The organism is Nocardia sp. NPDC004582 (assembly GCF_053602115.1).
This window is the reverse complement of sequence record NZ_JBSGCY010000022.1, coordinates 1-22,861: the sequence shown is the minus strand read 5'-3', so window position 1 is coordinate 22,861 and position 22,861 is coordinate 1. Positions and strand designations below refer to the sequence as shown.

Sequence of the window (22,861 nt, the reverse complement as noted above, 5' to 3'; positions counted from 1 at the left end):
CACAGCACTGAAGGAGAGTATTCGTGCAGACCGAAGTCGCTGCAATGACCACTTTCGCAACCGATCTCTGCAAATATGCAGAAATGAGCGTGACCTCCGCCACCCCGAGCCCCGACGATCTGCTGGTGCTGCTCGCGGTCGGCCGCAGCGGTCGATACGTCTCCGCCGCCGAGGAACTCGGCATCAACCACACCACGATCTCGCGCCGCATCGCCGCGCTCGAACGGGCGCTCGGTGGACGGGTCCTGAATCGCGGCTCGGGCGGCTGGGAGCTCACCGATCTGGGCCGGGCGGCACTACGGGCCGCCGAATCCGTCGAATCCGCGGTCAAATCCCTCACCGGCGAGCGCGGCGAGCGGGTACTCGAAGGCGTGGTCCGCATGTCGGCGACCGACGGTTTCAGCGCCTACCTGGCCGCCCCGGCGATCGCGGACATCCAGCGCCTGCACCCTCGGGTCAGCGTCGAGATCGTCACCGGCACCCGGCGCGCGTCCCCGCAACGCTCCGGCCTGGATCTCGAGATCGTGGTCGGCGAACCCCGGCTCCGCCGCGCCGAGGCCCTGCGCCTCGGCGACTACGTGCTGGGCCTGTACGGGTCCCGGGCCTACCTGGCCGAGCACGGCGCCCCCGCCTCGGTCGGGGATCTGCCGGACCATCCCCTGATCTACTTCATCGACTCCATGCTCCAGGTCGACGACCTGGACCTGGCCTCCGGATTCGCCCCGGCCATGCGTGAATCGATCTCCTCCACCAATGTTTTCGTCCATGTGGAGGCGACCCGGGCCGCCGCGGGCCTGGGCCTGCTGCCCTGTTTCATGGCCGACCGGCACGCCGACCTGGTGCGCGTCCTGCCCGACCGGGTCGGCGTCCGCCTCACCTACTGGCTGGTGTCGCGCGCCGAGACACTGCGCCGCCCCGAGGTGGCCGCGGTGGTCGAGGCCCTGCGCGCCCGGGTGCGCGCGGAGGCCGACGCCTTGCTCGGCACCTTCGGCAAGCGGCCCAGCGCCTGACTCCCGGCTACCGCATCAGGCGCAGCAGTCCGAGCCCCGGTTCGAGCGCGCCGTCCTGGCCCAGGGCCAGGAAATCCGCCTCCACCGCCGAGAGTTCCAGCACGCCCGCACGCACGGCGCGGTAGCGGACGAAGGACCAGACGAAGACGTCGAGGTTGTCGAAACGGGTGCCACCCTCGACCACCTCTTCCTCGTGAAACCACACGGCCACTTGACCATTGGTGAGCACCACGTACAGATTGCCGCCGCCATCGGCGCCGACGGAGTACACGTCGTCGTCGGTCAATTCGGTCGCGTAGTCCGAATCGAGGATGCCGCAGTCGTTTCCGGCGAAGTCGAAGGCGTAGGACCAGTCGAAGATGTCGAGGAACTGCGGCATGCGGCCCGATCGGACGCGGTCGTCGAATGCGGCCAGCGCCGCGGCGTGGTCGTCGTCCAGGCGGGCGAGAAACGGTGCGACGGGCCGGGATTCCTCCGGGATTCGCACCGGCTCGGCGTCCGGGAACCAGCGCGCCAGATCGTCGTCGAGGTCGCGATCGATATAGCCGACCAGGTCGGCGGGGGTGAGACTCACGCCGGGGATTGTAGGCCCCGTGAATTCAGGTGTCCCACCACTCATTGAATGTCCGTAATGTCTGTTTCGTTCTGAATCTCGACCCATAGACGAGGACGATGTCGAATACCACTGAAAGACTCCGACACTGGGCGGCCGCGGCCGCCGTAGGTTTCATCGCGCTGGCCGGGGCCACGGTGCCCGCGGCAGCGCAGGAAACACCGGACTACGCACCGACAATGCTGATCCTGGACGCTTCGGGATCGATGGAACGGCCCGATCCGGCGGGCACCATGATGGACGCCGCCAAGATCGCCGTGCACTCGTTCGTCGACTCCGCCCCCGCGCAGTCGCGGGTCGGGCTGGCCGTATACGGCACCGGCACCGGAAATACCGAGGCGGACAAGGCCGCCGGCTGCCAGGACGTCCAGGTCCTGCACGAACCCGAGACCCTCGATCGGGCCGCGCTCGGCAGCGCCGTCGACGGCGTGCGGGCCCGCGGCTGGACGCCCATGGGCACCTCGCTGCGCCAGGCCGCCGCGGCCCTGCCGACTTCGGGACCGCGCTCGATCGTGCTGGTCTCCGACGGCGACGACACCTGCTCCCCGCCCGACCCGTGTGAGGTGGCGGCCGAATTGAAGCAGCGCGGACTGGATCTGGTGTTGCACACCATCGGTTTCGCCGTCGACGGCAAGGCCCGGGCGCAGCTGACCTGCATGGCCCAGGCCACCGGCGGCACCTACACCGACGCCGCCGACGGAGCGGCGTTGCAGCGCACGCTGCCGCGCGTCACCGCCGCCGCACTACGGAACTACAAGGCCGTGGGCACATCGATCACCGGCACCGGCAGCCATGCCACCGCCCCGGTGGCCACGCCCGGGCAGTACCTGGACACCATCGGCCAGAAGGAGAAGCGCTACTGGGGCATCGACATCCCGGACGGCGCGACCGCGTATTTCAGTGGCACCGTGTCGTTTCCACGCGTGGCCGGGGTCGGCGCCGTCGAGGACATCAATGTCATCCGGATGCGCGCCTTCGGCGCGGACGGCAAGGACTGCAATCTCTACGAGTTCCAGCAAAGCACCAGTTCCAGTGACGGCGTGGCCATGACGGTGGCGAAGTCGTTCGAGCGGGCGACCCAGAAACGCGAGAACCCCTCCGACACCTGCAAGGGCGGCGGCAAGTACTTCTTCCAGCTGGAGTGGGACACAGTGGCCACCGGTGCGCCGGAACGACTTCCGATCGAACTGCTCTTCGCGATCGAGCCGGGCGTGACCGACCCGGGGCCCGCGGCGGCCGCCAAGCCCGCCACCTTCGTCGAGCAGAGCGGGCCGGGCACACCGGTCACGGGCGGTGCTTCGTTCACCGTCGCCGCCGACCTCCCGGGCGGCGGGCGCTACTCCGATGTGGTGCGGCCGGGCGAATTCGTGTTCTACCGAGTGCATCTGGACTGGGGTCAGGCCCTGTCGTACCGCGTCGATTACAGCGGGAACGGCACGCGGGGATCGGACAATGTCTCCAATATCCGCACCGCCTTCTACAACCCGATCCGCGAGGAGATCGACTCGGACACCGGCGCCTACACCGGCAGTGACACGGTGCTGCCATCGAGCAAGGCGCTGGCGACCACGCCGATCCGATACACCAACCGCACCGCCGACCGATACGAGTCGCACAAGGAAGCGCTGGCGGGCTGGTACTACATCTCGGTCAAGGTCGGGTCGAATCACACCACGATGGGCTCGAACACCCCCGTCCCCGTGCAATTGGATCTGACCGTCAGCGGCACCGAGGAAAGCGGCCCGCGCTACGCGAGTACCGCCGATGTCTTCGGCGAGCACTCCGGCCCGAGCGTGAGCCGCACGTCCCCGTCGGGCAGGACACCGGGCGCACCGGTCGCGGCGAATTCGACCGATCCGGAATCGAATTCGACGCTGATCCTGGTCGCCGCGGCGGTCGGCGCCGCCGTGCTCGTCGTCGGCGGCGTGCTCATCGCCGTCCTCGTCAACCGGGGCCGGCGCAAGAGGTAATCGCAGACCTCCGGGTGAATGCCGGGGCCGCGGACCGTACACGAGAGTGCGGCCCGCGGCCCTTCCCTTGTCTCCCCGACCCGGGCGCGCGACGATGACTGGATGAAGTACGACCGGCTCGACGAGCTGCTGGGGTTGCTCGACAACAACACCTGCATGCTCGAGGTCCTCCAGGACGAGCTGCTGGGTGAGTCGGAGCCCGAGCGGCTCGGCGACGGCGAGGCGACGCCCTGATCAGCTGCCCGCCACGGCCAGCGCGTCCGGAGTGAACACATAGCGCTGGAACCAGGAGGGCAGGCGGCGCTGCAGGGCGAGATCGCCGTGCAGCCGGACCTCCGAGTGGCCGAGGACCTCGGGCCAAGGTATTTCGCCGAGCCACCATCGGGTCAGGGTCTCGGTCGGCGCGGTGAGCCACAGGTCGACCGGCGCGCCGGTGTCGTCGCGGCAGAGGTTGACCTCACGGCGGGACAGGTGCAGCCAGAAGCGGCGGTCGGCGGGTGGACGGTCGGAGAATTCCACCGCGAGCACGACCGGTTGCGCGGGCAGCGCCTCGATATCGATGCGGCGCCGCATATCCCAGGTCAGCGCGGCGGTATCGAGGTCGTGTTCGGACAGCGCGACGGCGTCGGTGGTGACCGCCCAGCAGGCCAGCTCCCGGATCACCGGTGCGAGTGCCGCGCCGGTCTCGGTGAGGCGGTAGTCGGCGTCGATGATTCCGGCGGCCCGCAGCGCCCGCAATCGCGCCGACAGGGTGGCCTTCGGGATGCGCGGCAAGCCCCGGCGAATGTCGCCGAACGAGGACGCGCCCATCAGCAATTCCCGCACGACGAGCAGCGTCCAGCGCTCGCCCAGCACCTCCAGGCCCCGCGCGACCGCGCAGAATTGACCGTAACCGCTCATCCGGCCAGCGTAATCGCCGCTCGCCACCGACCGTGGTTCAAAGATTGAACTGGATCGGACCGGCCGGCTGCCATGAGCATGGATCCCATGAGCGATCAGCCAGCCAACACCCAGCCGCGCACCGTCTTCGCCGTCCTGTTCCAGCCGCAATGGTCGGATATGGACCAGAACGGCCACATGCGCACCAACGCCTATCTGGCGGCCGCGGAGAACAACCGGATGCAGTACTTCACCGGATCCGGTTTCTCCGCAGCCGAATTCGCCCGCCGCGGCATCGGCCCGGTCATCCAGACCGACCAGTTGCACTATCGCGCCGAACTGCGCCTGCTCGATCCCGCCGAACTCACCCTGGAACTGGCCGGTCTGGCGCCCGATGGCGCTCGCTTCGTGCTGCGCAATACCTTCACCCGCGCCGACGGCAAGGTCGCGGCCACGATCACTTCCACGGGAGGCTGGCTCGACCTCACCCACCGCCGCCTCACCGCTCCCCCGGACGATCTGGTCCAATTGCTGCGAGACTTGGCCCGCACCAACGATTTCGCCGAACTGACCTCGCCACTGACCAAGAGCTGAGGCCGCGTTCACGGTGATCGTCGACCGGTCCGGACCGCCCCTCGCGGGGGTGCCGTCAGCGGTTCGACCGGTCGGTCCGCCGGCGGTGAACCGCCGCTCCTGACCCTTGCGATGGCCCTCCAGCGCAAGCCCGGCGGTCACCAGTCCCAGTGACCGAGATCACCTGGTCGTCGGCGGAATGTCTGGGTTACTGTCCAGTACGCAGGATGATCCACATCACATCACGGTAAGTGACGCTATGAAACTGACGTATCTGTTGTGGGGGGCCGAACTGAAGACCAATCTGCACGACCGCGAGCTGCGCAGAACCCTGGCCCGCTGCGGCGTCAGCGAACTGCAGATCAATATCCGTGACGAGTACGTCGCCGCGGCGGACCTCTGGTTCTGCACCTATGACACGCCTGTCGACGCCGTGGTGACCATGCGCGGAGTCGAGGACGCCGACTTCGTCACCTCTTTGCTCCGGCCACTGTCCGATCGCCTCGACGGCTTCCTGGTCGACGAGTACACGCCCGTGACGCCGCCCCGCACCGACAGCGGCGCCCGGGCGGAGGCCTTGGCCCGCATCGCGATCCTACGCATTCCCCCGGGCATGCCCCGCAACGAATGGCTGGAGACCTGGATCGGCGACCACACTCGCGTCTCCCTGGAGAATCAGGCCGCCGTCGGCTACATCCAGAATCCGGTGCTGGCCCCCATGACCGCCGGCGCCCGCGCCGACGCCATCGTCGAGGAACTGTTCCCCATGGCGGCCATGTCCGACCCGCACGCCTACTGGGGCAGCGGCGGCGACGACGCCGAACTGGAACGCCGCTGCGCCAATATGCTGGACAGCATCTCCCGCTTCGGCGCCGACCGCGACCTGGATGTCATCCCCACCAGCCGCTACGTCTACTCGCTGCGCTGATCCACCGCACTGGATATCGTTGCGGGGGAATTGTTTCCAATGTCCCCTATGTCCGATATTTGCTGGAGCAGCGAAAAGTGTTGCCACGGTATCCGACTGACCAACCGTGAGGGTTTCGGGCCGTGTCGAATATGCGAAAGGCGTTTCCCGGGTGTTACGTTCGGGCGGATTGACATATTCGATCGGCTTGGCGACATATGAGTCACTCGGATGGGTTGCCGCGCTGATCCGACCACGGCGGGATGGCGCAATGCTGCAGGTGAATCCGGCGCTCGACGAACCCCGGTTACGACCGCCCACGTTCGGGGCACTGCTGAGCAGATTGCGGCGGGCTCGAAGAATCTCGCGGGAGCGGCTGGCATTCGGCATCGGGACCAGCGCCAGTTACATCGTGCATTTGGAGAAGGGCTACCGCACCCATCCCGGCCACGAGGTGGTCGAGGCGATCGTCAGATTCCTGGACCGGCACAGCCCGATCTCCTCGGCCGAGCAACGGCACCTGCTGGACCTGGCCGGACTCTGCCACACCGCGTTCCCGACCACCGAGGAGCTGACGGCGGCGGTCAGCACCGAAATGCGGCAGGCGCTGGATCTGCACGAACCCAATCTCGCCGCCTATCTGGATATCCGGGGCACCGTGCTGGCGTGCAACGAGAATTACCGGCGGGCCTTCCCCGGACTGGATATCGGCGTCAATCTGCTGCATTGGTATCTCGCGGACGACAATTCCCGCCGGGTACTCCTGGACCTGGACAATGAGATCCGGTTCGCCGTCCAAGGATTGCGGGGACTGCTCTCCGACAACAGCGCCGCCGACGGGGCCCGCGAATTCCTCGCCGACCTCTCGCGTTTCGACATCGTCCGGGAACTGTGGGACCAAGCCCCCGCCAGCTACGGGAGACCGGACCCGGCGATGCGCCTGCGCGACCCCGACACCGGCGCCGAGTACACCATCAACGCCCAGCTCTACGGCGTCACCGCCGACCCGTCCTACCCGGGAAGCATGCAGTTCTTCCTCGGTATCCGACCGGCGGACACGCCGCGCGCCGAATACCGTTCCACGCCAACGACATCGGCCGACCATACCCCCGACGGACAGCGCGAACCCCTGGAGCATCTTCCCGGCCTCGCCTGACGGTTCGGCCCGATCGCACGAGTGTCAGGCTGTACTCGGGCGGCGCCTCCTGCTAGAAATCCATCGTGCCCAATGCATTTGCGCGTTCCCTGGCCGCACTGTCCGTCACCGCCGCCGCGATCGTCACCCCCGCGACCGCGTTCGCCGCGCCGCCCGAGCCATCGGACTGCGCGCCCACCCTGTCCCCCGCCGAGGTCGACGAGATCGCGCGGCTCTCCGATACCAGCGCCCTCACCGGCGATGACGTGCTCACCCGGCTCGACGACGCGGTCGCCCGCGACCACGGCCTCACCGCGATCCTCGAACGCCACACCGACCGGCGCGGCACCTTCGCGACCGGTCTGGACACCGTGGAACAGCTCGCCGTGATGCCGCTCCAGCACAATCCGCGGGCATTCGCCGACCCGGAATACGCCCATCGGGTCAGCTTCGATCTGCTGCGCCGGTTCCTCGACAATGTGCACGCCGAATTCAGCGGCGGCACGCCGGAACCGCACTGGCGCAACTACTTCGCGCTCGCGGCCGACTGCGCGGCCTCCCCCGCCCGCGTCGCGCTCGCCGGATACAACGCGCACCTGGTGGTCGACCTACCCCGGGCCGTGGCCGCGGCGGGCTCGACTCCCGCCGACGCGGGCGACTACTTCACGATCGTCGCCGGAATCGCGAGCATCGGCGACACCATCACCGAGCGCACCGACCGGATCTACCACGCGAAGATGGGCCCGCTGTGGCGCTTCTACTTCCTCGGCGAAGGTCTCGACGCCGCGCTCGGGCAGGGCGTGGCCACCAAGCCGATGCTGGTGTTCGCCGACCTGGCCGCCAACACCACCATCTTCGCCAACGGTCTCGCGCTCGAGAATCCGTCGCTCGCACCGGCCGTGGAAGCGGAGATCGAGCTGGAACGCCGCACCGCCGAGAGCGCTTTCGACGTGCTGGGGCAGCTCGACGCGATCTGACCGACGCTCAGCGTTCGCGGACCAGCGGCACGCGCCGACGACGACGGCGGCGGGCCGGGGCCGGTCGATCGGGACGTCGCTTGCGGCCGTGCCGCAGCAGGACCATCAGCAGGTCCTCCGCCGCGCGATAACGCGGGAGGTCGACCCACAGCCGCCACCGCACCTCGGGATCGCCGGCCTCCAGGACGGTGACGCGGACCGGGAGAACGTAGGCGGCCACGCCGATATCGGAGAGCGCGAAGAGCACGCGATAGATGTGGGACTCGTCGAGGTCGGCGAGGATTCCCCAGCCCTGCGCGTCGAGCCCGTTGCTCAGTCCTCGCGACGGGACCCAGTGCGGCCTCGCGCGCCCCACCGCCCACGGATCGGGAATCTCACGCGCCGCGGTCATGACGGCAGTCTATGCGCCGGAACCGACCCGCGTCGCGGGTCAGCCCGCGACGCGGGTGGGGAGCGCTACCCGATGGCGTCGCGGCGGACCTCGGTGACGGCTTTGCGGGCGGCGACCTGGACCGGGTCCCAGACCGGGGAGAAGGGTGGGGCGTAGCCGAGGTCCAGCGCGACGATCTGGTCGACGGTCAGGCGGGTCGTGAGGGCGACGGCGGCGATGTCGATGCGTTTGCCCGCGCCCTCGCGGCCGACGATCTGGACGCCGAGGAGCCGGCCGGTGCGGCGTTCGGCGAGCATCTTGACCGTCATCGGCGCGGCGCCGGGGTAATAGCCGGAGCGGCTGGTGGATTCGATGGTGACGGTGACGTATTGCAGCCCGACGGCCTGGGCGTCGCGCTCGCGCAGACCGGTTCGGGCGACCTCCAGATCGCACACCTTGCTGACCGCGGTGCCCACCACGCCGGGGAAGACGGCGTAATCGCCGCCCACGCCGGAACCGATGATCTGGCCGTGCTTGTTGGCATGGGTACCCAGCGGGATGTGACGTTCGGAGCCGGAGACGAGGTCGAGCACCTCCACGCAATCGCCTCCCGCCCAGATGTTCTCGTGCCCGCGCACCCGCATCGCGAGATCGGTGAGCAGGCCCCCGGACATCCCCAGCGGGAGGCCGGCCGCATCGGCGAGGTCGGTGGCGGGACGCACGCCGATGCCGAGAATCACGACATCGGCGGGATATTCGGCATCGGCGGTGACGACGGCGGTGACACGCCCCCGCTCGTCGGTCCGGACGCCGGTCAGCTCGGTGTCGCCGATGACCTGAATTCCCATGCCCTGCATCGATTTCCGGATCAGGGCGCCCATATCCGGATCGAGGGTGGACATCGGCTCGGCGCCACGGTTGATCATGGTGACCTGGAATCCGCGATGGATCATCGCCTCCGCCATCTCCACCCCGATGTACCCCGCGCCCACCACCACCGCGCGCCGCCCCGGAATCGATTCGAGGGTGTCGATGAGAGCCTGACCGTCGTCGAGGGTCTGCACACCGTGCACCCCGTCCGCGTCGATCCCGGGCAATTCCGGCCGGATCGGCGTCGCACCGGTGGCGATCACGAGCTTGTCGTAGCCGATCCAGCCCTCGCGCCCGTTGTCGAGCTCGCGGAACCGCACCCGCTGCCCGGCCACATCGATCTCCCCCACCTCGGTCCGCAGCCGCAGATCGATATCCCGCGCCCGATGCTGCTCCGGGGTCCGCGCGATGAGCTCATCGGGCCCGCCGACCTCCCCGCCGACCCAATACGGAATCCCGCACGCCGAATACGAGGTGAAATGCCCCCGCTCGAAGACGACGATCTCCAACTCCCGCGCACTCTTCAGCCTGCGCGCCTGCGAAGCCGCCGCCATCCCCGCCGCGTCCCCACCGATGATCACCACGCGTTCGCTCATGACTGACACGGTACGAGGTCATGACCCGCGAAACCGCGACCGCGGCCGCCACTCCCCCGGCGTCCGCGTCGGCGCCCGACCGCCGAGACGAGTCAGTCCTTCTTCATCTGCTCGTAGATGCGCTTGCACTCCTGGCAGACCGGGGAGCCGGGCTTGGGGGACTTGGTGACCGGGAAGACCTCGCCGCACAGGGCCACGACGTGGGTGCCCATGACCGCGCTCTCGGCGATCTTGTTCTTCTTGACGTAGTGGAAGACCTTGGGGGTGTCGTTGTCGGTCGAGTTGTCGGTGGTCTCTTCCGGACGGACCAGGGTATCTGTGCTCACGGCATCAATCATGCCAGGTCGGCCCGGCCGGGGGCGGGCGGCGTGTGCATCCGACGCGCTGTAGTGGAAGACTCGGGGGTATGCAGCGTGACGGCGAATCCCAGGCCGACGGCAGTAGCGGCGCGGGTCGCCCGGACGTCGAGTTCCACCCCGCCGGTTCGATCCCGAAACCGCCCCGGGCCTCCCAGGGGTACTTCCCGGGTGAGGAGAAGCAGCATCCTGCCCTGATCACCGAGGCGCAGACCTCGCTCGAGCAGCAGCATCGGGACCGGGTGCGGCGGTACATCACCATCATGGCGTTCCGCATCCCCTGCTTGATCGGCGCGGCGGCCGCCTACGGGCTGTGGCACAACTGGTGGTTGTCGCTGCTGATCATCGGCGTCTCGGTGCCGCTGCCGTGGATCGCGGTCCTGATCGCCAACGACCGGCCGCCCCGCACCAGCGACGAACCGAGCCGCTGGGACGGGCGACGCGATCAGACGGCGCTGGAATCGGGACCGCACAAGTCCATCGAAGGCTGGACCGACTCGCAGGGTTAGCTCCCCGCGAGCGCCCGGGCGTCCCGGTGGACGGGGATCGCCGCGGACAGCAAGGCCGCGAGACCGCACAGGCCACCGGCGATGAACCAGGCCGTCGTGTAACTGCCCTGCACATCCCGGATCACGCCCGCGCCGAAAGCCGCCAGCGCCGAACCGATCTGGTGCGAGGCGAAGACCCAGCCGAACGCGACCGGCCCGTCGTCGCCGAAGTACTTGCGGCACAGCGCGACCGTCGGCGGCACGGTGGCGATCCAGTCCAGGCCGTAGAAGATGATGAACGCCCACATGCTCGGCTGCACGTCCGGCCCGAACAGCACCGGCAGGAACAAGAGCGAGACCCCGCGCAGCGTGTAATAGGCGACCAGCAGGTAGCGCGAGTCCAGGCGGTCGGTCAGCCAGCCCGAGGCGATGGTGCCCGCCACATCGAACACCCCGACCAGCGCCAACAGGCCGGCCGCGGTGGTGGCGGGCATACCGTGGTCGTGGGCGGCACTGACGAAATGGGTGCCGATCAGACCGTTCGTGGACGCCCCGCAAATGGCGAAACCGCCTGCCAGCAGCCAGAACACGGGCTTGCGCACGATGCTCGCCAAGACCGTGAGGGCGCGGGCCGCGCCACCCGGAGCCGAGGTCCGCACACCCGCCTCGCTGCCGGGCTCGGCGCCGTAGGCACGAGCCCCGACGTCGCTGGGGAAGTCGCGAATGAACAGCAGCACCAGCGGCACCACCGCCAGCGCGGTCACCGACACCACGATCGACGGCGTCCGCCAGCCGTGGTCCCGGGCCAGACTCGCGATGAGCGGCAGGAAGATCAGCTGCCCGGTGGCTCCGGCCGCGGTGAGCACGCCGGTGACCAGGCCGCGCTGCTTGACGAACCAGCGCCCGGTGATGGTGGCCACGAACGGCATCGACATCGAACCCACGCCGACGCCGACCAGCACACCCCAGGTCGCCATCAGCTGCCACGGCCGGGTCATGAACACGGTCAGCCCCGCGCCCGCCGCGATCAGCAATAGCGCGCAGGCCACCACCCGGCGGATGCCGAAACGATCCATGAGCGCCGCCGCGAACGGCGAAATCAGGCCGTACAGCAGCACATTCACCGACACCGCCGCCCCGATGGTGCCGTGCGACCAGCCGAATTCCTGATGCAGCGGATCCATGAGCACGCCGGGCACCGAGCGGAATCCGGCCGCGCCCAGCAATGCGATGAAGCCGACCACGGCCACGATCCAGGCCGGGTGCAATCCCGCACGCGCCGACACGGTGCCGGTACCGCCCGTCGCGATGGCGCCCGGGCCGGATCGGACCTGATCAACGGTGGACTCCGCCTCGGCCCGGGCCGTGGCGCCGTCCGGCGCTTCCCGGTCGAGGTCATCCGTCAGTTCGCTCACCGATCGAGCGTGACCGAAAACCCCTACCCGCACGAGTGGCCTGAATGCCACAATGCGTCAAGATCTAGCCAACCGTGAGAAGGAGTCATCGTGCCGGCACCGCACCTCGTCGCCGTCCTGGTCCTGGAACCGGCGGTCGGCTTCGACATGACCATCCCGTCGATGGTCCTCGGCGCGGCCACCGACGAGGACGGAAATCCGCTCTACGACGTGCGGATCTGCGGTCTCGGCGGCGGAGCCGTCGCCGCGGTCGGCGGATACACCGTCACCCCCGCGCACGGCCCGGAGTTGCTCGCCCGCGCGGACACCGTGATCATCCCCGGCACCCGCATCCCCGGGCCGCGGCAGGACGGCCTGCTGCCGGAGGCACTCGCCGACGCCCTCGCCACCATCCGCCCCGGCACCCGCATCGTCTCCATCTGCACCGGAGCCTTCGTGCTCGGCGCGGCGGGCCTGCTCGACGGCCACCGCGCCACCACCCACTGGCGTTTCGCCGACCAGTTCCGCGCCCTCTACCCGAACGTCGTCCTCGACGAGAACCAGCTGTTCGTGCAGGACGGAAACGTCTGGTCCTCAGCGGGATTGGCGGCCGGCATCGACCTGTGCCTGCACCTGATCCGCACCGACCACGGCACCGCCGCCGCCAATGGCGCGGCCCGCTACTGCGTGGTGCCGCCCTGGCGCGAGGGCGGTCAATCGCAGTTCATCGAACGACAGGTCCCCGAGGCGGGCAGCGACGGCACCGCGCCCACCCGCCGCTGGGCGCTGCACCACCTCGACGACGAACTGGATCTGCATTCGCTGGCCGCGCACGCGCATATGAGCGTGCGCACCTTCACCCGCCGGTTCAAGGCCGAGACCGGCATGGCGCCGGGCGCGTGGATCCTGCAGCAGCGCGTCCGCCACGCCCGCCACCTGCTCGAGACCACGGACCTGCCGGTCGACGAGGTGGCGCGCAACGCGGGCCTGGGCACCTCCGCCTCCCTGCGCCATCACATGCGTTCCGAACTGGGCGTGCCGCCGTTGACCTACCGTAAGACCTTCCGCAAGCGCGAAACCCTGGAGACCGCATGACCATTCGCTGGGTATGGGCCTTTCTCGACCGGCCCGCCGCGGAATTCGACGACTGCGCCGAATTCTGGACCCGAGTCACCGCCACCACCCGATCGGCCCCGCGCGGCGAACACGACGAATTCCTCACGCTGCTCCCGGATTCCGGCGCGCCCACGCTCAAGATGCAGTCCACCGGCGGGCCCGGCCGCGTCCACCTCGACCTCGATGTCGACAATGTCGTGGCCGCCACCGAACGCGCCGAACAGCTCGGCGCCACCCTCGACGGCGACTACATCCTCACCGAACGCATCGGCTACGCGGTGCTGCGCTCCCCCGCCGGAATGCCGTTCTGCTTCACGCCGTTCCGCGACACCGCCGGCCCGCTCACACCCACCGTCACCGGACCGTCCGGCGACCGCAGCCGCCTGGATCAGATCTGCCTCGATATCGGCGTGAGCGATTACGACACCGAATCCCGCTTCTGGACCGAACTGACCGGCTGGGCCTGGAAGCCGGCCAGCCTCCCGGAGTTCTCCCGCCTCACCGGCCGCCCCGGCCTCCCCCTGGACTTCCTCATGCAGCGCCTCGGCGAGGACCGCCCGACCTCCGCGCACCCCGATATCGCCTGTACCGATATCGAAGCCACCGCCACCTGGCACGAGGGGCTCGGCGCCCGCCGCGTCGAACAGGGCAAGCACTGGCTCGTCATGGCCGACCCGTCCGGCCTGCCCTACTGCCTGACCAGCCGCCGGCCGGCATGAACGAGCCCGGCACCCCGGAGCGGATCCGGGGTGCCGGGCTCGAACTGCGAGTTGGCTACTTCCGCTCGGTCTGCGGCTGCCGCCGCGCCTCACCGGAATTGGCCAGCGCCTCCAGATCTTCGAGGAACCTCTCGATACTGTCGGCGCGCGACTGCGGCGACCCGATCTGCTCGCGCACCTTCTCCTCGGTGAGCGCGAGCATGGCGGCCGCCAGATCCTGTTCCAGGTCCCGGATCATCTGCCTGCGGTACTGCAGGATCTGATCGCGGCCCTGCTTGCGGACCCGCTCCACCTCGGCCGCCGCGGCCTCGCGCATCTGGAGAATGATGCGTTCGGCGTCGGCGCGGGCGTCCTCGCGCATGCGCTCGAGTTCGGCCTGGGCCTCGGCGACGGCATTGTCGTAGGCGGCTTTGGCGGTGGCCAGCCGATCGGCCGCCGCCTCGCTCTCCTCGAGTTGCCGGCGGATCTGGTCCTGAGCATTGTTCATGATCTTCTTCACCGGTGGCACAACGTATTTCATGATGAACCACACGATGACGGCGAAGCCGAACAGCTGGCTGAGGAAGACGGGCCAATCGAAGGTGATGTTGTAAATACCCTCGGCGAGATGGGTATCGGTGAGGATCATGCAGACCCCCGTCCTCTCTGCTGGCCCGCAGTGGTCCGGGCACGATCGTTCCCGCCCAGGACCCGGCCGGCCAGGTCCTGAGCGAGTGGTTCGACGGCTTCGCGTAGTTCGGCGGCGACCTGGTCGGCCTCGGCGCGCAAGTGCGCCGTGGACTCGGCCACGATCTGGTCGGCCTCTTTCTGGGCCTCGCCGCGCATTTCGTCGAGGATGGCCCGCCCCTCGGCCCGAGCCTGGTTGCGGATATCGGCCGCTTCCAGTCGGGCCTGCTCGAGGGCGGCCTCGTAGCGCGCTTCGGCTTCGGCGAAGGTTTCGCTGGCTTCCTTGGCGGTCGCCGTCGTGACCTCGACACGTGCCTCCCGTTCCGCCAGCACCTTTCGGATCGGCGGAACCACGAAGAACCAGATGACTGCGAGCACGATCAGGAAGATCAATAACTCGGCGACGAAGGTGCCGTTGGGAACCAGAAAGTTCCCCGCGGCCTCCACATCCGTTCTGGGAGACATGATGACGTCTACTTACCGGGAGTAGCGAATACGAACAGTGCCATGAACGCTAGATTGATGAAGTAGGCCGCTTCGACCAGACCGACGGTCAGGAAGAAGTTCACGCGCAGGCGGCCTTCCGCCTCCGGCTGCCGGGTGACGCCGTTGATCAACGCCGCGCCGGCCAGACCGTCACCGATGCCCGCGCCGATGGCACCGCCCGCCAGAATGATGCCGCCGCCGATGAGGGCGCCTTGAACGATGCTCGCGGTTGCTGGGTCTGCCATTGTTCACTTCCTTGTTTTGAAAAATAGCCGCAGCCCGAATGGGTACTGCAACGCCGAACGGCCCGAGCCGCTCAGTGGTTTTCACTCTCCAGCGACATCGACTGGCTGAAGTAGAGAATGGTCAGCAGGGCGAAGATGAACGCCTGAATCGCCCCGACGAACAGGTCGAAGAGTTTCCAGACGGCATTCGGTCCCCAGCTGATCCAGAACGGGAACAACGTGATCACCGAAACCATGACGCCGCCCGCGAACATGTTGCCGAAAAGTCGCAAGGACAGCGACAGCGGCTTGGCGATTTCCTCGACCACATTGATGAAAACCATGGGGCCCCAGCCGGTGTGGCCTTTGAGCAACTGCTTCGCGTGCCCGCCCGGCCCGCGCCGCCACGCGCCCGCGGCGTGATAGAGCAGGAACACGAACAGCGCGAGCGCCAGCGTGAAGTTGAAGTCCGACGCCGGCGGTGCGATCAATTCGCCCGAACCGTACTGAACGGGCAAGACCGACAACCAGTTCGACAGCAGGATGAAGGTGAACAGCGTGACCGCCAGCGGCAGCACGAACGGCGCGACCCGCATCCCGATGGCGGTCTCCACCTGGGAGCGCATCTGGACGGTGATGGTCTCGAAGAACAGCTGCACCCCGTTGGGCACGCCCGAGGTGATCTTCACCCGCAGGTAGAAGGCCAGCCCCAGCACGATCAGCGCGGCCACCGCGGTGGACACGATGGTGTCGACATTGAAGGTCATGCCCAGCAGGTGCGCCTGGGCGTGATCGCCGACATGAATCTTGGACTCACCGGAGGGTTCCTCGGCGGCTAGTATCGCGAGAATGCTCATGACTGCTGTCGAAGCCCTTTCACCTCGGGCAGAGCCGTATGGAGAACCATAATCAGCTGAAAGACCGCGAGCCCGAAGAAGATTCCGACGCCGTAGGGACGGGTCAGGAATGCCACCAGAATCGACAGCCCGGTCAGAATGATCAATCGAGACGCCGAGGACAGCGCCAATTTCTGTTTGCTGGGAGTTTCCGCATCAGTGATGCGCACGATGGACATCCACGTTAGCCGGGCATTAACCCAGCCGAGCGTCAGACCGGTAGCCATGAAAACACCCAGCAACAATCGATCCAACGCACCGGTGACCATCAAAGCCAGTACGCCGAAAGCGATTGCAATTGCAGTCGCTCTCCGCATCCGGAGCCTGTTGAGGTCCAATACGACACCGCCTCGCCGTCATCCCACCTCGTAGTGGGGCCGTGCATGATCAATAGCATACACAGCCCAACCTCGTTGCGGGGCAGTATTTTTGATCTTCAAATTGTTGATCTTGAAATTCTGAAACGCTTTTCAGCGAACTTTCCGCCAATTAATTCGGACATCAGTGTTGCACAGCCTTTTCCGCTCCGACGCCGGTCAGCGACCGCACCTGCATCTCGGCGTACTTGCCGTCGTCGTGCTCCCTCGACAACACGGTTCCCAGCCAGCCCAGAGCGAACGAAACCGGGATGGACACCAGGCCCGGGTTGGCGAGCGGGAACCAGTGGAAGTCATGGGATTTGATCATGGCGGTGGGCGCCCCGGAGACCGCCGGGGAGAACACGATCAGCACGATGGTGACCGCCAGTCCGCCGTAGATGCTCCACAGCGCGCCGGCGGTGTTGAAGCGCCGCCAGAACAATGAATACAAAATGGTCGGTAGGTTTGCCGAGGCGGCCACCGCGAACGCCAGCGCCACCAGGAACGCCACATTCTGGTTCTTCGCCAGGATGCCGCCCACGATCGCCAGCGCGCCGATCACCACCGCGGTGATCCGCGCGACCCGCACCTCGCTGTCCTTGCCCTCCCCAGCGTCAGCGCCGCCCCGGCCGCGCTTGATCACATTGGCGTACACGTCGTGCGCGAACGACGCCGACGCGGTGATGGTCAGCCCCGCGACCACCGCCAGAATCGTCGCGAACGCCACGGCCGCAACGAATCCCAGCAGCACCGGGCCGCCCAGCTCCAGCGCCAGCAACGGCGCGGCGGCATTCTCCTTGCCCGGCGCCTTGGCGATCTTCTCCGGGCCCACCAGCGCGCCCGCGCCGTAGCCGAGCACCAGGGTGAACAGATAGAAGACGCCGATCAGCCCGATCGCCCACACCACCGAGCGGCGGGCCTCCTTGGCCGTCGGCACCGTGTAGAACCGCATCAGCACGTGCGGCAGTCCGGCGGTGCCCAGCACCAGAGCCAGTGCGAGCGAGAGGAAGTCGAGCTTGCTGGTGCCGGTCTTGCCGTACTTCGCACCCGGCTCCAGCAGCTTCGCGCCGGTCTTGCCACCGTGGTTCACCGCGTCCTGCAACAGGCTGGAGAAGTTGAAGTCGTAGCGCCCCAGCACCCAGACGGTCATGGCGGCGGCCGCGCCGATCAGCAGCACCGCCTTCACGATCTGCACCCAGGTGGTGCCCTTCATACCGCCGACGAGCACGTAGACGATCATGATCGCGCCGACCACGGCGATCACGAGATTCTGTCCCGCCGAGCCGGATACGCCCAGCAGTAGCGAGATCAGCACGCCCGCGCCCGCCATCTGCGCGAGCAGATAGAACAGACTCACCGCCAGCGTGGAGGTGGCCGCCGCGGCCCGCACCGGTCGCTGCCGCATCCGGAACGCGAGCACGTCGCCGAGGGTGAATTTGCCGGTGTTGCGCAGTAACTCGGCGACCAGCAGCAGCGCCACCAGCCAGGCCACCAGGAATCCGATGGAATAGAGGAACCCGTCGTAGCCGTACAGCGCGACGGCCCCCGCGATGCCGAGGAAGCTGGCGGCCGACAGGTAGTCGCCGGAGATGGCGATGCCGTTCTGCGGACCGGAGAAGGCGCGCCCGGCGGCGTAATAGTCGGCGGCCGTGCGGTTGTCACGGCTGGCCCACACCACGATGCCCAAGGTGATGGCCACGAAGATCGCGAAGATGGTGATGTTGAGGCCCGGACGGCTGCCCTCGACGGCGGCGGCCAGATAGGTGGTCATCGGTTCGGTCCTTCCAGTTCGGCGCGGATCGCCTCGGCGGCCGGGTCGAGGGTGCGGTCGGCGTAGCGGACGTATAGGCCGGTGATGACGAAGGTCGAGACGAACTGCAGCAGGCCGAAGATCAGGCCGACGGTGATATTGCCGCCCACCTTGTGCGACATGAAGCCGTGCGCGTAGTCGGCGAGCAGTACGTACAGCGCGTACCAGGCCAGGAACAGGGCGGTCATGGGGAAGACGAAGCGGCGGAAACGACGCCGCAGGCTCTGGAACTCGGGGCTGTCGAAGACCTGGGGCCAGTCGGGATCCGGTCCGCCGGTCTGGGTTTCAGTTGTCAACTGCGATACCTCCTGGTGATGCCGGTCACAGTAGCAACGAAAGTGGTTGTGACAATGGCGAATAACCGCAGGTGAGATCATGAATTCATCGACATGTGAGCCGGGATTCGGCTGGATCGGCGGCCAGCAACCAACCGGTTTCCTTGGGTGTGTCCGGCTCGATCGTCCGGCCCGGACACCCGCAACCGGGCCCACTGCCGGATGCCCACAGGTAGCGGTGGCAGAGTTCTCGGCATGCCGACGAACCAGACGACCACATCGTCCCTGCTCGCCGACCTCGCGCCCGATCTACGCGCGGCGCTGACCCGCGTCCGCTACGACGCGGACACCCTGCTCGAGGCGCTGGGCGATGCCGCCCACGCCGCACTCGGCCGCGGCGAACCCGTCCCGGTCCGCCGGGCCGCCGCCGAGCTCGGCGAGCTCGGCACCCTGGTGCGGCTGCTGCTGCTCGGCGACGCGGTCCCCGAACGCGAAGCGGCAGCGGCGCTTTCGCCCGTCGACCTGGACCGCGCCGTCGCCGCCGGCCTGGTCGAGCGTGACGGCGGCGAGATCCGCGCCGCCCTGGACCTGCGTCCGCTCGACCTCGGCCACGGCACCCGCTGGGTGCTGTCGGACCTCGACGACTCCATGCGGCGGCGGCCCCTCGACGCCGACCACGTGCTCGGCGTCGGCCACGCCTCGCTGTCGCTGCTGCGCGCCACCCCGACCGCGGCCACCGGCACCGTGCTCGACCTGGGCACCGGCTGCGGCGTCCAGGCCGTGCACGCCGCCTCCTACGGCCGCCGCGTCACCGGCACCGACGTGAACAAGCGGGCCATCTGGCTGGCCGAGGCCACCGCCGCGCTCAACGACCTCGATATCGAGCTGCTGGAAGGCTCCTGGTTCGAGCCGGTCGCGGGCCGCCGCTTCGACCAGGTGGTGGCCAATCCCCCGTTCGTGGTGGGCCCGGCCCGGGTCGAGCACACCTACCGCGACTCCGGTCTCGCCCTCGACGGCGCCAGCGAACTCGTCATCTCCGGCATCCCGGAGCTGCTCAACCCGGGCGGCACCGCCGCGCTGCTGGCCTCCTGGGTCCACCTCGAAGGCCAGGACTGGCGGAGCCGGGTCGCGAGCTGGCTGCCCGACCGGGGCATCGACGCCTGGATCGTGCAGCGCGACATCGCCGATCCGGCCCTCTATGTCGGAACCTGGCTGCGCGATGCCGGATTGGACCCGCGCGAACCCGCCGCCCAGGCCCGCGCCGAACGCTGGCTCGACGCCTTCCGCGAGTCCGAGGTCGAGGGCATCGGCTTCGGCTTCGTGTACCTGCGCGCCATCGACGGCCCCACCGAACTGCTCGCCGAGGACCTCACCCACGGCTTCGACGATCCGCTCGGGCCCGAGGCGCTGGCCTACTTCGAGCGCTCGGCCTGGCTGCGCGCCGCGGCCGCCGACCCGGACCTGATCCTCGATTCGCGCTACCGGGTCGATCCGGCCACCGCGCTGGAACGCGTCTATCTCCCCGGCGACGACGGCTGGGCGCAGGCCGTGGCCCGGCTGCACCGCGGCGACGGGCCGCGCTGGCAGCACGAGGTCGACGACACCACGGCCGCGCTGCTGGCCGGCATGCGGCCCGACGGGCTCCCGCTCCGCGAACTGGTCGACCTGCTGGCGTTCGGCGAGACCGGCGACGCGGCGACCCCCGATTTCGAGACCGCCGCCATGACCGTGGTCGCCGGACTGGTCCGGCACGGTCTCGTGCACCCGAGCTGAACCCCCGCGAACCACCCCCGCCGACGGCCGCCGGACACCCGGCGGCCGTCGTCGTTTCCGCGGAAAACCCGCACTGACCGGCGGTGAGGTCGGTCACGATCGAATGTCACGCCGATACCGATCCGGTCCGGGCGGGGAATGCGCTCGAACCCCGTTTCGTTCTATCCCGTACTCGCTTCACGACGCCTCGGCACCGGCCGTTCACACGTATTCGATTGCGGCATCGTGAAGTTCGAGTCCGGCGGCGGCAACCACCCGGACACCGAGGGCCCGTCCGCCGGCGGCACCGGTTCCCGGGGATCCGCGCTTCTCAGGAACTTCTCAGCCGTGCACCGTAAAAACCGCAGCTCAGGTGCGGTTTACCAGGGCTCAGGCGGGGAACTTTCCTGAAGTCGGGCCCGTTGTACGGAGCGAGACACCACCGACAGGAGGCAAGTCATGACAAGCCCCGCCACCACTGACGTGCGCACCAGCGAACAAGACCTCGACGCCCAGAGCCCCGCCGCCGACCTGGTACGTGTGTACCTGAATGGGATCGGCAAGACGGCGCTGCTCACGGCTGCCGACGAGGTCGAGCTGGCCAAGCGCATCGAGGCGGGCCTCTACGCTCAGCACCTGCTGGAGACGAGCAAGCGCCTGTCCGCCGCGAAGAAGAAGGATCTGGCGATCCTGGTTCGCGAGGGTCAGGCCGCCCGCCAGCACCTGCTGGAAGCCAACCTTCGCCTAGTGGTCTCGCTGGCCAAGCGCTACACCGGTCGTGGCATGCCGTTGCTGGACCTGATCCAGGAAGGCAATCTGGGTCTGATCCGCGCGATGGAGAAGTTCGACTACACCAAGGGCTTCAAGTTCTCGACCTACGCGACCTGGTGGATTCGCCAAGCCATCACCCGCGGCATGGCGGATCAGTCCCGCACCATCCGCCTCCCCGTCCACCTGGTCGAGCAGGTGAACAAGCTGGCCCGCATCAAGCGTGAGCTGCACCAGCAGCTGGGCCGCGAGGCGACCGACGCGGAACTCTCGCGCGAATCCGGCATCCCGGTCGACAAGATCGCCGATCTGCTCGACCACAGCCGCGACCCGGTATCGCTGGACATGCCGGTCGGCAATGACGAAGAGGCTCCGCTGGGCGACTTCATCGAGGACTCCGAGGCCACCTCCGCCGAGAGCGCGGTCATCGCCGGGCTGCTGCACCGCGACGTGCGCGTCGTGCTCGCCACCCTGGACGAACGCGAACAGCAGGTCATCCGGCTGCGCTACGGCCTCGACGACGGCCAGCCGCGCACCCTCGACCAGATCGGCAAGCTCTTCGGGCTCTCCCGCGAGCGGGTTCGCCAGATCGAGCGTGAGGTCATGTCCAAGCTCCGCAAGGGCGAGCGCGCCGACCGCCTGCGCGCCTACGCCAGCTAGTCCCGCTTTCCGACCCCGTGGAGCCGGTCCCCCTGCCCGGCTCCGCACCGGTCATCGGGCCATCTCGAGGCGCTGGCCCGATTCCGCCGGCCGATTCGCTCTCCCGCACGTCCCCCTCCGGGTGAGCAGAGTCGGCCGGCGTTTCCGTGCCCGGACCCGGCGCCGCGGGTGCGGCGCGGTCGCCATCGACACACGGGGCGAGTGACGTTGCGGGGCAACGTCCACCCGGATCTGCCCGCCGCCACATGGAATATCCGGCTGATCATCCGGGCTCGCGCGCTCACCCTCACCGACGCCACCGAGATGCGCGACGCCGCCGCGGGCCGGCGCGTATTCACCGGCCGCCTCGGCAAATCCCGCATCCGACTCACGGCGGTCGTCGAAACCCTGTGGCCCGCAAGCGAAACCCAGCCGCTGATCACACCGCTCCGCGCTAACGCCGGGTCAGCGCCTGGCACGGTGTCGGGGCCGGGATGTCGCCACGGTAGTAGGCGGTCGGCGCGACGCCCATGAGCGAGCGGAAATCGGCGCTCAGGTGGGACTGGTCGTAGTAGCCCGAGGAGTGGGCCAGATCCGACCACGGCGTGTTGCCGCCCGCGGCGAGCACCTGGCGCAGCCGGGTGATACGCGCGTAGTGCTTGGGAGACACGCCGATTCCGGCGGTGAACAGATTGCGGAGCTGGCGTTCGGAGACCGCCAGACCGATGGCGAGCTCGCCGACCGGCGCGGCGGTGTCCATGGCGGTCACGGCCGAATTCAAGAGCCGGCGGTGGTCGCGGCGCACCGGGTCCTCGGTGACCCGGTGCGGGAGTTCGGCTTCCAGGAACGCGGTCACCTCATCCGGGTCGAGCTCGAGCAGCACGTCGGCCAGTTCTGCCGCCGGACCGGGCAGTGCCGACAGCAGCGCGACCCGATCGGTCAGCTCGGCCGCCGGGACGCCCAGCAGCGGCTGCGCGGCGCCGGGGGCCAGGCGGATGCGGGTGCAGCCCGCG

The 22,861-nt window shown here is 68.4% G+C and carries 26 protein-coding genes; 12 read left to right on the top strand and 14 right to left on the bottom strand.

Going from position 1 to position 22,861, the window contains the following annotated elements; genetic code table 11:
- Positions 1-44 precede the first annotated feature (44 nt).
- The gene (locus tag ACWELJ_RS09455) at positions 45-1,010 is read left to right on the top strand and encodes a LysR family transcriptional regulator (RefSeq protein WP_452365708.1); all 966 of its coding nucleotides are present in this window, start codon (positions 45-47) and stop codon (positions 1,008-1,010) included.
- A gap of 7 nt (positions 1,011-1,017) precedes the next feature.
- Here ACWELJ_RS09455 and ACWELJ_RS09450 read toward each other — a convergent pair whose 3' ends face one another.
- Positions 1,018-1,584: a hypothetical protein gene (locus ACWELJ_RS09450; protein ID WP_452365707.1), complete on the bottom strand. Its 567-nt coding sequence runs from the start codon at positions 1,582-1,584 to the stop codon at positions 1,018-1,020.
- Between the two features lie 98 nt (positions 1,585-1,682).
- On the opposite strand from ACWELJ_RS09450, the gene ACWELJ_RS09445 reads away from it, so the two are divergent.
- Entirely contained in the window at positions 1,683-3,593 is a 1,911-nt protein-coding gene (locus ACWELJ_RS09445; RefSeq protein ID WP_452365706.1) for a vWA domain-containing protein, read from the top strand.
- Positions 3,594-3,695: 102 nt separating this feature from the next.
- Positions 3,696-3,827 carry a hypothetical protein gene (locus tag ACWELJ_RS09440; protein ID WP_452365705.1) on the top strand — a complete coding sequence of 44 codons (132 nt, stop codon included), beginning with the start codon at positions 3,696-3,698 and terminating at the stop codon, positions 3,825-3,827.
- Here ACWELJ_RS09440 and ACWELJ_RS09435 read toward each other — a convergent pair whose 3' ends face one another.
- Complete coding sequence (locus ACWELJ_RS09435) at positions 3,828-4,493, bottom strand: winged helix-turn-helix transcriptional regulator (RefSeq protein ID WP_452365704.1); 666 nt, start codon at positions 4,491-4,493, stop codon at positions 3,828-3,830.
- 87 nt (positions 4,494-4,580) lie between these two features.
- Here ACWELJ_RS09435 and ACWELJ_RS09430 point away from each other — a divergent pair, with 87 nt between their 5' ends.
- The 4 genes from ACWELJ_RS09430 to ACWELJ_RS09415 all read left to right on the top strand — a co-directional run bounded on the left by ACWELJ_RS09430 (position 4,581) and on the right by ACWELJ_RS09415 (position 8,064).
- Positions 4,581-5,066, top strand: coding sequence for an acyl-CoA thioesterase (locus ACWELJ_RS09430; protein WP_452365703.1), 486 nt, complete (start codon positions 4,581-4,583; stop codon positions 5,064-5,066).
- A 238-nt stretch (positions 5,067-5,304) separates the two neighbouring features.
- Positions 5,305-5,973 carry a hypothetical protein gene (locus ACWELJ_RS09425; RefSeq protein WP_452365702.1) on the top strand — a complete coding sequence of 223 codons (669 nt, stop codon included), beginning with the start codon at positions 5,305-5,307 and terminating at the stop codon, positions 5,971-5,973.
- 250 nt (positions 5,974-6,223) lie between these two features.
- On the top strand, positions 6,224-7,108 hold the full coding sequence (locus ACWELJ_RS09420; protein WP_452365701.1) for an MmyB family transcriptional regulator: 885 nt from the start codon (positions 6,224-6,226) through the stop codon (positions 7,106-7,108).
- Positions 7,109-7,173: 65 nt separating this feature from the next.
- Complete coding sequence (locus ACWELJ_RS09415) at positions 7,174-8,064, top strand: DUF5995 family protein (RefSeq protein WP_452365700.1); 891 nt, start codon at positions 7,174-7,176, stop codon at positions 8,062-8,064.
- A gap of 7 nt (positions 8,065-8,071) precedes the next feature.
- On the opposite strand, the gene ACWELJ_RS09410 is transcribed toward ACWELJ_RS09415, so the two are convergent.
- The 3 genes from ACWELJ_RS09410 to ACWELJ_RS09400 all read right to left on the bottom strand — a co-directional run bounded on the left by ACWELJ_RS09410 (position 8,072) and on the right by ACWELJ_RS09400 (position 10,226).
- Complete coding sequence (locus ACWELJ_RS09410; protein WP_452365699.1) at positions 8,072-8,455, bottom strand: hypothetical protein; 384 nt, start codon at positions 8,453-8,455, stop codon at positions 8,072-8,074.
- A 65-nt stretch (positions 8,456-8,520) separates the two neighbouring features.
- Entirely contained in the window at positions 8,521-9,900 is a 1,380-nt protein-coding gene (locus ACWELJ_RS09405) for an FAD-dependent oxidoreductase (RefSeq protein ID WP_452365698.1), read from the bottom strand.
- Between the two features lie 92 nt (positions 9,901-9,992).
- Positions 9,993-10,226 carry a DUF3039 domain-containing protein gene (locus ACWELJ_RS09400; RefSeq protein WP_452365697.1) on the bottom strand — a complete coding sequence of 78 codons (234 nt, stop codon included), beginning with the start codon at positions 10,224-10,226 and terminating at the stop codon, positions 9,993-9,995.
- An 80-nt stretch (positions 10,227-10,306) separates the two neighbouring features.
- On the opposite strand from ACWELJ_RS09400, the gene ACWELJ_RS09395 reads away from it, so the two are divergent.
- Entirely contained in the window at positions 10,307-10,765 is a 459-nt protein-coding gene (locus ACWELJ_RS09395) for a DUF3099 domain-containing protein (protein WP_452365696.1), read from the top strand.
- Here the strand turns inward: ACWELJ_RS09395 and ACWELJ_RS09390 are convergent.
- A complete protein-coding gene (locus tag ACWELJ_RS09390) occupies positions 10,762-12,054 on the bottom strand; it encodes an MFS transporter (protein WP_452365743.1) in 1,293 nt (430 codons plus the stop codon). The genes ACWELJ_RS09395 and ACWELJ_RS09390 overlap by 4 nt on opposite strands.
- Before the next feature lie 252 nt (positions 12,055-12,306).
- On the opposite strand from ACWELJ_RS09390, the gene ACWELJ_RS09385 reads away from it, so the two are divergent.
- Together ACWELJ_RS09385 and ACWELJ_RS09380 are read left to right on the top strand one after the other, a co-directional pair.
- Positions 12,307-13,233: a GlxA family transcriptional regulator gene (locus tag ACWELJ_RS09385; protein ID WP_452365742.1), complete on the top strand. Its 927-nt coding sequence runs from the start codon at positions 12,307-12,309 to the stop codon at positions 13,231-13,233.
- Positions 13,230-13,973 (top strand): VOC family protein, encoded by a 744-nt coding sequence (locus ACWELJ_RS09380; protein ID WP_452365695.1) that lies wholly within the window; start codon positions 13,230-13,232, stop codon positions 13,971-13,973. Before ACWELJ_RS09385 ends, ACWELJ_RS09380 begins: the two co-directional genes overlap by 4 nt.
- Before the next feature lie 55 nt (positions 13,974-14,028).
- Here ACWELJ_RS09380 and ACWELJ_RS09375 read toward each other — a convergent pair whose 3' ends face one another.
- From ACWELJ_RS09375 to ACWELJ_RS09345, 7 genes are all read right to left on the bottom strand, one after another.
- Positions 14,029-14,601, bottom strand: coding sequence for a F0F1 ATP synthase subunit B family protein (locus ACWELJ_RS09375; protein WP_452365694.1), 573 nt, complete (start codon positions 14,599-14,601; stop codon positions 14,029-14,031).
- Positions 14,598-15,086, bottom strand: a complete 489-nt coding sequence (locus ACWELJ_RS09370; RefSeq protein ID WP_452365693.1) for a F0F1 ATP synthase subunit B — start codon at positions 15,084-15,086, stop codon at positions 14,598-14,600. The genes ACWELJ_RS09375 and ACWELJ_RS09370 overlap by 4 nt, the downstream gene beginning before the upstream one ends.
- 26 nt (positions 15,087-15,112) lie before the next feature.
- Positions 15,113-15,370: a F0F1 ATP synthase subunit C gene (locus tag ACWELJ_RS09365; RefSeq protein ID WP_040810042.1), complete on the bottom strand. Its 258-nt coding sequence runs from the start codon at positions 15,368-15,370 to the stop codon at positions 15,113-15,115.
- Between the two features lie 71 nt (positions 15,371-15,441).
- Positions 15,442-16,206 carry a F0F1 ATP synthase subunit A gene (gene atpB, locus ACWELJ_RS09360; RefSeq protein ID WP_452365692.1) on the bottom strand — a complete coding sequence of 255 codons (765 nt, stop codon included), beginning with the start codon at positions 16,204-16,206 and terminating at the stop codon, positions 15,442-15,444.
- Positions 16,203-16,562: a hypothetical protein gene (locus ACWELJ_RS09355; RefSeq protein WP_452365691.1), complete on the bottom strand. Its 360-nt coding sequence runs from the start codon at positions 16,560-16,562 to the stop codon at positions 16,203-16,205. Before ACWELJ_RS09355 ends, atpB begins: the two co-directional genes overlap by 4 nt.
- Positions 16,563-16,746: 184 nt before the next feature.
- Complete coding sequence (locus ACWELJ_RS09350; RefSeq protein WP_452365690.1) at positions 16,747-18,375, bottom strand: solute symporter family protein; 1,629 nt, start codon at positions 18,373-18,375, stop codon at positions 16,747-16,749.
- Entirely contained in the window at positions 18,372-18,710 is a 339-nt protein-coding gene (locus tag ACWELJ_RS09345) for a DUF485 domain-containing protein (RefSeq protein ID WP_452365689.1), read from the bottom strand. The genes ACWELJ_RS09350 and ACWELJ_RS09345 overlap by 4 nt, the downstream gene beginning before the upstream one ends.
- Positions 18,711-18,944: 234 nt before the next feature.
- On the opposite strand from ACWELJ_RS09345, the gene ACWELJ_RS09340 reads away from it, so the two are divergent.
- Together ACWELJ_RS09340 and ACWELJ_RS09335 are read left to right on the top strand one after the other, a co-directional pair.
- Positions 18,945-20,462, top strand: a complete 1,518-nt coding sequence (locus ACWELJ_RS09340; RefSeq protein ID WP_452365688.1) for a DUF7782 domain-containing protein — start codon at positions 18,945-18,947, stop codon at positions 20,460-20,462.
- Between the two features lie 438 nt (positions 20,463-20,900).
- Positions 20,901-21,869, top strand: a complete 969-nt coding sequence (locus ACWELJ_RS09335) for a sigma-70 family RNA polymerase sigma factor (protein ID WP_452365687.1) — start codon at positions 20,901-20,903, stop codon at positions 21,867-21,869.
- A 433-nt stretch (positions 21,870-22,302) separates the two neighbouring features.
- Here ACWELJ_RS09335 and ACWELJ_RS09330 read toward each other — a convergent pair.
- A partial coding sequence (locus tag ACWELJ_RS09330; protein ID WP_452365686.1) for a helix-turn-helix domain-containing protein occupies positions 22,303-22,861 on the bottom strand: 559 nt, incomplete at its 5' end.